Genomic DNA, 12,785 nt, shown 5'->3' with positions numbered 1-12,785 from the left:
TCCGGGCGGATCGAGGGGCGGGTCGAGGGGGCGGATCACGGCGTCAACGGGCCACCGCCAGGCAGTACTCCTGGTCCCCGGCGAGGAGGTTGCGGTGGGTGTCCTCGGCCGTGATGACCCCGTCGTCCAGGACGAGCACCCGGTCGGCGGCGTCCAGCAGCGCCGGGCTGCTGGTGATCACGACGGTGGTGCGGCCACGGCGCAGCTTCGCGATGTTGCGGGCGATGAGCTGCTCGGTGACCGCGTCGACGGCCGTGGTCGGGTCGTGCAGGACGAGGATGTCGGAGTCGGCGGCCAGGGCGCGGGCCAGGGAGAGCCGTTGGCGCTGTCCGCCGGAGAGGTTGGCGCCGCGGTCGCGGACACCGTGGTCGAGTCCTTCGCGGTGCAGGGCGACGACGTCGGTCAGCATGGACGCCTCGACGGCCGCGTCGACCGTGCGGCTGGTGCCCGAGGGGTCGATGTTGGTGCGGAGGGTGCCCGCGAAGATCTCCCCGTCGTACGGGTTCACCAGCAGGTGCTCGCGTACCGCCTCGATGGACAGGGCGGCGAGCTCCTCCCCGCCGACCCGCACGGCTCCCTCGTACGCGTGCGGCGGGACCTGCACGGCCAGGATCGCGGCGAGGTCGGCCGCCGCGCGCGGCTGGTAGGCGGCGATCGCCACGAACTCGCCCGCCGGCACCTGGAACTTCAGGTCCCGCAGGGCCCCGTACCGGACGCAGTCGATCTCCAGGCCCCCGCCGGCGGCCGGACGCTCCGGTCCGTGGGTCGCCACCGGGGGCGCGACCAGTACCAGGGCCATCCGTTCGGCGGACGCGCGGGCCATCATCACGTACTTGGGCATGTCCGAGAACAGCTTCAGCGGTTCCATGATGAATTGGGCGAGCCCCACCGCCATGACGAGTTCCCCGACGGTGATGTCGCCGTTGAAGGCGAGCCCGCCCGCCGTCAGGGTCACGGCGACGGCGAGCACCGCGTTGAGGGCCGTCGCGGTACCCGCGTAGGCGCCGTTGACCCCGGCCACGGTGATCGCCTGGCTCTTGGCCTCCGTGCTGACCTCGCGGTAGGAGCGGAAGGCCGCGTGGTTGCCGCCGAAGCCGTGCAGCGGGCGCAGGCCGGTGATCAGGTCGGCCACCTTCGCGCCCGCCCGGGCCACCCGGGCCTGCTGTTCGCGGGTACTGGAGCCGATCCGCTTGGACATCACGCTCAGGATGGACAGGATCAGGGCGGTGCCCACCATCACCAGCAGGCCGAGCCGGATGTCGGCCAGCCCGAGCGCGACCGCCGCGACCAGCACCGCGACGAGTGAGCTGATCAGCAGCGGCACCACCTCGATGATGTCGGCCGTCTGGTCGGCGTCCTCGGTGGCGATGGTCAGCACCTCGCCGGACTTGAGTCCGGCGTCCCGGGCGACCGGCTCCAGCCCGCAGTCCGCGACCCGCACCCGCCAGCGGTGCGCCTCGGTCGTGTTGGCCTTCTGCAGGATGCGCATGCCGAAGCGCCACGACAGCGACACCGTCGTGATGATCACGGCCAGGGAGCCGATCGACAGGGCGAGCGCGCCGGGGCTGCGGTCCTGCATCGTGTGCTCGACGATCAGGCCGAGCGCGATGGGGAAGGCGGTCTCACCGGCCTGGTACAGGCCCATGAGGATCGTGCCCCAGGTCATGGCGCCGATGTTGCGGCGCAGGGCCGTCCGAAGGATGTCGGACCCCGGTCGGGGCCGCTGTGCGTCAGGAGTTTTCATCGAGGTGGCGGGCAATCATCTCAGGGGTTCGCAGGGTGAACAGATCACGGATCGTGATCACAGGACCGTACTCCCGGCGGAGGAGGCCGATCAGCCGCACCGCCAGCATGGAGTGCCCTCCCAGGGACACGAAATCGCTCAACGCGCTCACCTCGTCGTCGTCCAGGTCGAGTGCTTCGGCGAAGAACTCGCACACGACGGTCTCGGTCCCGGTCTCCGGTCCGCGCTCCCCCGCCGTGGTCAGCGTGCCCAGTGGCCGGGCCTCCGGCAATGCCTTGGTGTCCGCCTTTCCGTTGACGGTCAGCGGGATGCGGTCGACCTGGGCGTAGTGCGTCGGGCGCAGGAAGTCCGGCAGGGCCGCGCCCACCTCGGCGGCGACGGCCGCCAGATCGCCGCCGTCCGGGCCGTCGAGCACGAGGTAGGCGGCCAGTCGGTACGCGCCGTCGGCCTGTGGGTCGGGCTGGGCGACCGCGGCGACGAACCGGACCGCCGGGTGCGCGGCGAACGCGGCCTCGACCTCGCCCGGTTCCACGCGGTGGCCGCGGATCTTGACCTGCTGGTCGGTGCGGCCCAGGTACGTCAGGTTCCCGTCGGTCCGCCGGGAGACCAGGTCCCCGGTGCGGTACATGCGTTCGCCGGGTGCGCCGAACGGGCAGGCGACGAAGCGGTCCGCGGTCTGGGCGGGCTGTCCGAGGTAGCCGCGCGCGATGCCGACGCCCGCCACGTACAGCTCGCCGGGGACTCCGTCGGGCAGCGGCCGCAGCCACGGGTCCAGGACGTACACGTCCGTGTTGTCGATGGCCACGCCCACCACCGGGTCCTGGCATTCGAAGGTGCCGACGCCCAGGGTGTTGATGGTGTACTCGGTGGGTCCGTACAGGTTGTAGCCGGCCGTTCCCTCGGTCTCGGCGAGCCGCTGCCACAGGGCCGGGGTGACGGCCTCGCCGCCCAGCAGCACCAGCGCCGGCCGCCGCTCGGGGTGGTCGAGCAGGCCCTCGGCCACCAGCTGCTGCGCGTAGGTCGGGGTCACGTTGATGACGTCGATCCCGTGCTCCAGGCAGTACTCGACCAGCCGGGGGGCGTCGCGGCGCAGTTCCTCGTCGCAGATGTGCACCTCGTGGCCGTCGGCGAGCCAGAGCAGTTCCTCCCACGACATGTCGAAGGCGAAGGACACGGTGTGGGCGATGCGGAAGACGCGGTGGTCGTGATCGGCCAGCACGGGCTCGAAGATCCGGCGCTGGTGGTTGATCAGCATGTTGGTGAGCCCGGCGTACTCGGTCACCACACCCTTCGGCCGGCCCGTGGAGCCGGAGGTGTAGATGGTGTACGCGGGGTGGCGCAGGCGGTCCGGGTCGTCGGGGGCGAAGGTCACGAACGGCTCGGCCTCGGGGAGCGGCCGGTCCAGTTCGATCAGGTCGCCGGTCAGCCGGGGCGACACGGCGCTCACGGTCAGGGTCACGTCCGGGCGGGCGTCCGCGACGATGGCGGCGATCCGCTCGTCCGGGTGGTCCAGCTCCAGCGGCACGTACGCGGCGCCCACGCGCAGGACGGCGAACAACGCGACGATCGAGTCGAGGGAACGCGGGATGGCGAGGGCCACCGTCGTCTCGGGTCCGACGCCGCGTGCGGCGAGCACGCCCGCGAGCGCGCGGCTGCGGTCGCGGAGCAGGCCGAAGGTCATGGTCCGGCCGTGGGCGACGAGCGCGACCCGCTCCGGATCACGGTCGGCCGCCCGGTCGAACCGGTCGACGACGGTGTCCGTGCCGACGTCCGTGCGGGCGGCGGGCTCCGGCGCGTGCCCCGCGCCCGGCAGCGCGCCCACCGGCCCGGTGGAGCGGGCCAGGTCGGCGAGCACCCGCAGGTAGTCGTCGAGGAGCGCGCGGGCGGCCTCGGTGTCGTGGTCGCGGTACTCCAGTTTGACGGTGAGCCGGTCGCCTGGGGTGACGACCCAGGTGAACGGGTAGTGCGTGGAGTCGTCGGCCCGTACCGCGGTGATGCCGTGCCGGGTGTTCATCGCGGCGAACGCCTCCATGTCGAGGAAGTTCTGGAGCACGAACAGGTTGTCGAAGAGGGTGTCGTGGCCGCCGGCCCGTTGGATCTCGCCGAGTCCCAGGTGCTCGTGCTCCATCGCCTCGACCCGGGCCGCCTGTACGGCCGTCAGGTAGTCCCGGACGGTGTCGTCCGGGCGGGCCCGCGTCCACATGGGCACGGTGTTGAGCAGGACGCCGACGACCTCGGAGAGGTTCTCGCCCTCGCGGCCGGAGACGGTCACGCCGAACACCGCGTCGGCGCGGCCGGTGCGGGCGCCGAGCAGGAGGCCGAACGCGCCGGTCAGGACGGAGTTGAGGGTGACGCCGTGGGTGCGGGCGAGGTCCCGCAGCAGCTGCGACTCCTCGGCGGCGAGGGTGTGGACGAGGGTTCGGGGCAGGGCGTCGACCAGGGCCGGTGCCGGGCCGGCGAGCAGCGTCGGGCCGGGGAGTCCGGTCAGGTGCTGGGCCCAGAAGCGTTCCGAGACGGCCGGGTCCTTGGCGGCGAGCGCCCGGGCGTAGTCCTCGAAGCCGGGTGTCGCCGGGGTCGCGGGTGTCGACCGGCCCGCGACGGCGGCCTCGTAGGCGTCGAACAGGTCGCGCAGCACGATCTCGCGGGACCAGCCGTCCCACAGCAGCAGGTGGTAGCTCAGCAGCAGGCCGTCGCGGTCGCCGGGCAGCCGTACCACGGTCATGCGGATCAGCGGCGGCTCGCCGGGGTCGAATCCGGTGTCCCGGTCGCGGGCGAGCAGGGCGTCGATCTCGGCGTCCGTCGCGAGGTCGACCGTACGGACGGCGACGCGCCGGCCCGCGCCGAGGACCTGGACGGCCGCGCCGTCGTCGTCGGTGGTGAAGCCGGCGCCGACGACCGGGTGCCGGGCGATCACCCAGGCCATGGCCTCGGCCAGCGCGTCGGTGTCCAGACGTCGGTCGAAGGTGAACCAGCTCTGCGCGACGTAGTGTCCGGCCGGGCCGGCCAGCTGTGCCTGGAAGAACAGGCCGCGCTGGAGCGGGGTGACGGGCGCGGTGCGCTCGGCGGTCGTGGCGGCCACCGCGATGTGCTCCAGGGCGGCGAGCCAGTGGTCGGTGATCTCGTCGGGTATGCCCTCGGCGAGGGTGAAGACCGCGTGGAGGCTTCCGGTGGCCGCGTCGGTCCAGGCGTTGACCTCGACGGCGTACGGGTGGCCCTCGTCGACGCCGGTGAGGTGGAGGGCCTGTGACTCGTCTCCCCGGCCCAGGTAGTTGAACAGCACCTGTGGGCGGGCGGTCAGCAGCGGGGCCGTCTGCGGGTTGAGGTACCGCAGGCCGCCGTACGCGACGTGCGCGCGGTCGTCCGGCCGGCGTGCGGCGACCTCGCGGGCCGCGGCGACGGGGTCGGTGTGCGCCGTGAGCCGCACCGGGGCGATGGCGGTGAACCAACCGACCGTACGGGTGTAGTCGTGGTGCGGCGAGGCCGGGACCCGGCCGTGCCGCTCCACCTCGATCGCGAGATCGGTGGGCGCGGCCTGGACGTGGGTCAGCGCGGTGCGCAGCGCGCCGCACAGCAGCTCGGTGAGGCCGACGCCGAGTGCGGCGGGCGCGGTGCGCGTCACGTGGTCGGCGGCCCCGGGTGCGAGGACGACCGTGGTCGTGCGCGGCCGTTCGGCCACGGGCAGCAGCGGGGGCGCCTGGAGGGTGGTGATCCAGTGCCCGAGGTCGTCGGTCTCGTGGGCGGAGGTGTCGGCCAGGGCCCGTGCGTAGGCGGCGTAGGAGGTGGTGGGCGGGGCGAGCGGAGTCCCGCGCAGGGCGGCGGCGAGGTCGTCCAGCAGGATCAGCCAGGAGACGGCGTCGACGGCGAGGTGGTGCACGGTGACCACGAGGGTCCGGGTCGCCTCCAGCCAGGAGAACGCGATGACTTCTCCGGACTCGGGGTCGAGCCGTCCGGCGGCCTCGTCGGCGGCGGCCGTCGCGTCGGGCGCGGCGCTGCGGACGACGGTGGCGGCGCGGGCGGGTTCGGTGCGCAGGGCCCACACGCCGTGCTCGGTACGCAGCCGTAGGCGCAGGGCGGGGTGGGCGGAGACGACGGCGTGCGCGGCGCGCTCCACGTCGGCGAGGCCGGTGCCCTCGGGCGCGACCAGGGTCCGGGCCTGGGCGAACCGGGCGAGGGAACCGCCGAGTTCGCGTCGGCGCAGGATGATCGGGGTCGGGGTCAGCGGGCCGTCCTCGACGGGTTCGGGTGCGGTGGGCGCCGTGGCCGGCGGGTTGCTCGTCGCCAGGTGCTCGGCGAGCGCGCGCGGGGTCCTGAGCAGGAACACGTCCCGGGGGGCGATCGTGAGGCCCAGTGACCTGGCCCGGTTGACGACGGTGATGGCGAGGATGCTGTCGCCGCCGGCCCGGAAGAAGTCGCTGTCGCCGTCGACGGCGGTGCCGGGCAGGGTGTCGGTGAAGATGTCGATCAGTGCGGCGAGCGCGGCGCCGGTCGCGGCCACCGGGACGGCGTGCGGTACGGGGTGCGCTACGACGTGCGCCGCGGCGCGGGCGGTCAGGGCCGCGCGGTCCAGTTTGCCGTTGACGGTCAGCGGCAGGGCGTCGACGGGCAGGACCAGTGCGGGCACCATGTGGGCGGGCAGTTTCGGGGCCAGCAGTGCGGCGAGGGCGGCGGTGTCGAAGGAGTCCCCGCCCACGACGTGCGCGACCAGGTGGTCCGCGCTGTCGGCGACGGTGACGGCCACGTCGACCACACCGTCGAGTTCCCGGATCGCGGACTCCACCTCGCCGAGCTCGATGCGGAAGCCCTTGAGCTGTACCTGGTCGTCCGCGCGGCCGGTGAACTCCAGTTCCCCGTCGAGCGTACGGCGGGCGAGGTCGCCCGTGTGGTACATCCGGGAGCCGTCGGCCGCGAACGGGTCCGCGACGAACCGGCCCGCGGTGAGGGCCGGCCGGCCGAGGTAGCCGAGGGAGACCTGGTCGCCGGCGACGTAGATGGCGCCCACCCGGCCCGGCGGGACGGGTCGGAGCCGGTCGTCGAGCAGGTAGGTGGCCAGTCCGGGGATCGGACCCCCGATCGGGCTGACGTCTTCGCCGGGACGGAAGTCCTCGTCGGTCAGGACCCGGTGGGTGACGTGCACGGTGGTCTCGGTGATGCCGTACATGTTGACCAGCTCGGGCGAGGCCGTCCCGTACCGCTCGACCCAGCCGCGCAGCCGCCCCAGGTCCAGCGCCTCGCCCCCGAAGACGACGCGGCGCAGGGCGGTGGCGGGCCGGCCGGCGTGCCGGTCGGCCTCGATGAACCGGTAGAAGGCCGACGGGGTCTGGTTGAGGACGGTCACCCCGCGCTCGCGCACCAGGCGGTGGAAGTCGACGGGCGAGCGGGTCAGTCCGTAGTCCGGCACGAGCAGTTCGGCGCCGTGGGTCAGCGCGCCCCACAGCTCCCACACCGCGAAGTCGAAGGAGTAGGAGTGGAACTGCACCCACACGTCGTGCGGGCCGAACTCCATGTCCGGCCGCGTGTTCGCGAGCAGGGTCACCACGGCGGAGTGCGGGACGACGACGCCCTTGGGCCTGCCGGTCGACCCGGACGTGTAGATCACGTAGGCGGGGTCGTGCCAGTCGACCGCGGGCCCGTCGGGCCCGTCCTGGGCGATCTGGGCGACCTGGGTGTCCGGTGGCGGCTGCTCCCCTTGTACGAGCACCCGGGCCGGTACGCCCGCCCGGTCCAGGAGCCGCGTGAAGCGGCCTCGGTGCTCCGGGTCCACGAGCACCACCTGCGGGGCCGCGTCGGCGAGGACGTACTCCAGTCGTTCGTCCGGGTAGGCGAGGTCCAGCGGTACGTACGCACCGCCCGCGGTGACGATCGCGACGAGGGCGACGACCTGTTCGAGGGAGCGCGGGACGGCCACGGCGACCCGCTCGCCCGGCCGGACCCCGGCGGCGCGCAGGGCCCGGGCCAGTTCGTCCTTCGCGGCGGCCAGTTCACCGTAGGTCAGTGATCGGGTGGCGCCGTCGAGGGCGCACCGGGTGACGGCGGTGGCGGCGGGATCGCGGTGCGCGGCGGCGTCGAACAGCTCGCCGAGCGTCGTGGGGGTGAGCTGTGCGGGGGGCCGGGTGCCCGTGGCGGCCAGGTCGTCGACGAGGTCGTCGGGCCGGGTGAGCAGGCTCGTGAGGGTGCGGGTGAAGGTCGCGAGGACCGTCCGGGCGGTCGACTCCCGCACCAGCGCGCCGTCGTGGATCAGGTTGAAGCGCGGACGGCCGTCGGGGGAGCGCTCCACCACGAGGGTCAACGGGTAGTGCGGGGCGCCCTCGTTCACGATGTCGCCGATGACGAGGGTGTCCTCGGGTCCGCGCAGGGCGGCCACGTCGGTCGCCACGTCGAACACCACCAGGGTGTCGAAGAGCGGGCCGGCACCGTGCAGCCGACTGATGCGGGCCAGCGAGACGTGCTGGTGCGCGAGCACCGCGCTCTGGTGGTCCCGTACCGAGGCGAGCAGGTCGCGCGCCGTGGTGGTGGTGGCCCATCGGGCGCGTACGGGAATCGTGTTGATGAACAGGCCCACCATGTCCTCGATGCCGGGCACGTCCGCGTCACGGCCGGACACCGTGGAGCCGAAGACGACGTCCTCGGTGTGCAGGAGGCCGCCGAGCGTCACCGCCCAGGCGCTGTGCACGGCCACGCTGAGCGGGACGCCTGCGGACCGGGCGGCCTCGTCGATGTCGCCGTCGGGCGAGGTGGCGGTGTCGTCGAACCGGTCGGACGGGGTGTGCCCCTCGGCGACCAACGAGGGGCCGGGCAGTCCGGCGAGCTGTTCGCTCCAGACCCGGTCGCTCTCGTCCTCGTCGTGTGCGGCGAGCCGGCGCACGTAGTCCCCGAACCCGCCGAGCGGGTGGACGGAACCGGGCGCGTGGTACTCGGTCAGCAGCGCGCGGAGCATCGGCGGCACCGACCAGCCGTCGGCGACGATGTGGTGCACGGTCTGCACCAGGACGGCGCGGCCGGCGCCCGTGCGGATCAGGGTGTATCGCATCAGCGGGCCGCGTGCCAGGTCGAACCCGGCGCGGCGGTCGTGTTCGGCGAGTTCGCGGATCTCCTCGTCGGTGATGTCGGGGCGGTCCAGGGTGGTGAAGGGGGCCTGGACCCCGGCCTCCAGGACGGAGACCACCCGGCCGTCGGCGAGGGCCGTGAACCGTGCGGCCAGGTTGGGGAAGAGCGTGAGCAGGCGGGTGGCCGCCGCCGCGAGCCGGTCGGCGTCCGCCTCTCCCTCCAGGGTCAGCAGCTGCTGCTCGACATAGCTGCCCGTGGAGTCGCCGTCGAAGACCGAGTGGAAGTAGAGGCCCTCCTGCAGCGGGGTCAGCGGCAGGACGTCCCGCAGGGTCGGGCCGTCCAGCTCGTCGACGTCGGCCTGGGTGAGCGCCGGCACGGCGAAGTCGACGGGCGAGTGGCCGCCCAGGCCGAGGGCGGCCAGGTCCTGGCCGGCCAGTGCGGCGAGTCCGGCCAGGGCCTCCCGGAAGTATCCGCCGATGGTCTCGATGTCCTGGTCGGTGAACAGCCCGTCGGGCCAGGAGAGGGTGGTGACCAGTGCGTAGGCGCCGCCGGCCGAGGCGGGTTCGGCGATGGCGTTGAACTCCAGGGCGCGCGGGAGCCGCATGCCGGGGTCGCGCTTCTCACCCAACTGACCCGTGGTGTGGGCGAGTTCCCAGTCCGCGGCGGATCCGGCGTCGAACCGGCCCAGGTAGTTGAACAGCACCTGGGGCGCGGGCGCGTCGAACGTGGTGTCGGCCAGGTAGCGCAGGGCGCCGTAGGAGAGGCCGTTGCTCGGCACTCGGGCGAGGTCCTCCTTGACCGCCTTGAGCGCGGAGACCAGGTAGGTGGGGGCCGTGAGGTCGGTGGCCGTCCCGGGGTCGACGGTCACCGGGAAGAGGGTGGTGAACCAGCCCACGGTCCGGGAGAGTTCCGGCTCGAAGCCGGCGGAGTCCGCCACGTGGCGTCCTTCGCGGCCGTGGCCCTCCAGTTCGATGTGGGCGAACGTCTGGTCCTGGCCGAGGTCACGGCGCCACCGGGCGAGGGTGACGGCGAGGGCGGTCAGCAGCACGTCGTTGACCCCGGCGTGGAACTTCGCGGGGATCTCGCCGAGCAGGGCGGCAGTGATCTCGGGGCCGATCGCGAGGGTCGTCGTGCGTTCCCGGGCGACGGTGTCGGTCGGGGCCGGCGCGCGCCGGCCCAGCGGGGCGTCCTCCCCCGGCAGGGCGCGCCGGAAGTAGGCCAGGTCGGCGTCGAACACCGCGCGCTCCAGCAACTGCGTCCAGCGCCGGAACGACGTGCCCACCGGGGGCAGAGCGATCGGCGCGCCCGAGACGTGCCAACGCCAGGCCGTGGAGAGGTCCTCCATCAGGATCCGCCAGGACACGCCGTCGATCACCACGTGGTGCGCGACCAGCACCAGTTGGCGCGCCGCGCGGCGCCAGACGGCACGCAGCATCACGCCGTTCTCCGGGTCCAGCCCGGCGGTGGCGAGCGCGACGCACGCGTCGAGCGGCCGGTCGCTCTCCTGCCATCCGGCCGTGGCGCGGTCCGGCTCCGGGATCTCGAAGCTCCAGCGCTCGCCTCGGACCAGCCTGGCGCGCAGCATGTCGTGCCGTGCGACGACGGCGGTGAGGACGGCGTCGAGGGCGTCGGGCGTCAGGTCCGCAGGGGTGTTCAGCACCACCGACTGCACGAAGCCGGCGACGGCGTCCGTGGTCTCGCCGAGCCACTGCACGATCGGCGATCCGAGGACGGTACCGGTGGCGACGTCGCCGTGGTCCACGGCGGCGGCCTCGCGGTCGGCGACGGCCGCCAGCGCGCCCACGACGCTGTGGGTGAAGATCTGGCGGGCGGTGACGTGGAGGCCCGCCCCGCGCAGGGCGCTCAGCAGGGAGATCGCCAGGATGCTGTCTCCGCCGAGCTGGAAGAAGTCCTGGTCGACACCGACCGCTTCGCGTCGCAGGACCGTCGCGACCGCCGCGCACACCAGGCGCTCGTTCTCGGTGACGGGCGGGGCGAGGGCGCCCGCTCCGGTCGTGGGCTCCGGCAGGGCGCCCCGGTCGAGCTTGCCGTTCGCGGTGAGCGGGAACTCCTTCATCACGACGATGTGGGCGGGCACCATGTACTCCACCATGTGCCCGGTGGCCCATTCCTTGACCTCGTCGGCGCGCAGGTCCTCGCTCCCGGTGGCGGGGATGACGTAGCCGACGAGGTAGGTGCCGCCGACCGTGTTCTTCTTCGCGACGACGCAGGTGTGCCGCACTCCGGGGTGTTCGGCGAGGCCGACCTCGACGTCCTCTATCTCCAGCCGCATGCCGCGGATCTTGATCTGGTTGTCGGCGCGGCCGAGGAAGTCCAGGGAGCCGTCGGGGGCGAAGCGGGCGAGGTCGCCGGTGCGGTACAGCCGGGATCCGTCGGCGGCGAAGGGGTTGGCGACGAAGCGGGAGGCCGTCAGGCCGGGCGCGCCCACGTATCCGCGCCCCAGCAGGAAGCCTCCGACGTACAGCTCGCCGCCGACTCCGATCGGGACCGGGCGCAGCTCGTCGTCCAGCACGTACAGCTGGGTGTTGGGGTTGGCCTTGCCGATCGACGTCGACAGGCGTTCCGCGGTGCCCCGGTAGATCACGTGGGAGACGCCGATGGTCGTCTCGGCCGGGCCGTAGCCGTGGTACATGGGTATGTCGAGCCGGGTGCGGAAGCGTTCGTACAGCTCCGGGGTCAGTACCTCGCCGCCGCACCACACGTGGCGCAGGCTGTCGAGCCGTCCGGAGTCGCCCGCGATCTCCAGCAGGACGTCCAGCATGGACGAGACGAGGTAGGTGAAGGTGACGCGGTGCTCGGCGATCACGCCGAGCAGGTGGTGGGGGTCGCGTTCGCCGCCGGGCCGTAGGACCACCAGCCGGCCGCCGCACACCAGGGGCAGGAAGATCTCGTTGATGGAGATGTCGAAGGACAACGGTGCCTTGAACAGTGAGGCGTCGTCGTGGCCGAAGCCCAGGATCTCGTCGACCTGCCACAGCAGGCGCTCGCTGATGGCCTCGTGGCGGATCATCGCGCCCTTGGGCCGGCCGGTCGAACCGGACGTGAAGATCACATAGGCGAGGGCGTCGCCGGGGACGGTGACCCCGGTCTCCGTGCCGGGGTAGGAGTCGAACCGCCAGTCGGCGAGGTCGACCGGCACGGCGTCCGGTTCGTCCGGGGCGTGCTCGCCCGAGTCGTTGAGCTGCAGGACGACGCGTGCGTCGGCGATGACGACGGAGCGGCGGGCGGCGGGCCACTGCGGGTCGAGCGGTACGAACGCGGCGCCGGCCTGGAGCACGCCGAGCAGGCCGATCACCATGGCGGCGGAGCGGTCCAGGGAGATGGCGACGACCTGTTCGGCGGTGAGTCCGCGTTCGATCAGGTGGTGGGCCAGCTGGGCGGAGTACTCGGCCGCCTGACGGTAGGTCAGTGAGCGGTGTTCGTCGACGACGGCGACGGCGTCCGGCCGCAGGCGTGCCTGCTCGCGGAACATCTCGACGATGGTCGGGCGGATCCGGTCCGCCGCGGTGTCGTTCCACCGGGCCAGGGTCACGAGCCGCTCCGCGACTCCGGACGGGCCGATGGTGGACAGGGGCCGGTCGGGGAAGTCGGCCAGGTCGTCGAGGGCGAGCTGCGCGTCGGCCCGTACGACACCTTCCGGCAGGGCGATGCTGCGGCCGTCCGGGCCGTGCCGGCCCTCGGTCCCGACCTCCCAGCCGGCCGTCGCGGCTCCGCCGCTGTCCGCCCAGCCGAGAACGTCGGCGAACAGGGTGCCGGGGGTGAGTTCCAGGCCGTCGGGGCTCCGGCCCGTCGCCCAGTAGGCCAGTCCGATGGCGCACGCCCGGGCGATGGTCGTGTCACCGTAGTCGCCGGCCCGCCGGCGCACGTCGGCCAGGCGGGTGGGTGAAAGCAGCACGAGACGATCGGTCGATTCCGTCATCGGAGGCTCAACGCCCTTTCCAGATCGATATGTCGGCCCAAGCGGAACAGGGGCGGA

Annotated in this window: 2 protein-coding genes; both read right to left on the bottom strand. The window is 73.1% G+C overall.

Annotated elements, in window-relative coordinates; all coding sequences use genetic code 11:
- Positions 1-43: 43 nt before the first annotated feature.
- On the bottom strand, positions 44-1,744 hold the full coding sequence (locus ACWG52_RS32240; protein ID WP_390166848.1) for an ABC transporter ATP-binding protein: 1,701 nt from the start codon (positions 1,742-1,744) through the stop codon (positions 44-46).
- Positions 1,731-12,728, bottom strand: coding sequence for an amino acid adenylation domain-containing protein (locus ACWG52_RS32235; RefSeq protein ID WP_453126669.1), 10,998 nt, complete (start codon positions 12,726-12,728; stop codon positions 1,731-1,733). Before ACWG52_RS32235 ends, ACWG52_RS32240 begins: the two co-directional genes overlap by 14 nt.
- Positions 12,729-12,785 lie beyond the last annotated feature (57 nt).

The sequence above is a fragment of the Streptomyces sp. CLCI03 genome (genome assembly GCF_053615355.1).
This window is presented reverse-complemented; position numbering and strand designations above follow the sequence as displayed.

Excerpts from the sequence above, each read along its gene's own strand:
- ACWG52_RS32235 (WP_453126669.1), bottom strand. The coding sequence starts at position 12,728 with ATGACGGAATCGACCGATCGTCTCGTGCTGCTTTCACCCACCCGCCTG.
- ACWG52_RS32240 (WP_390166848.1), bottom strand. The coding sequence starts at position 1,744 with ATGAAAACTCCTGACGCACAGCGGCCCCGACCGGGGTCCGACATCCTT.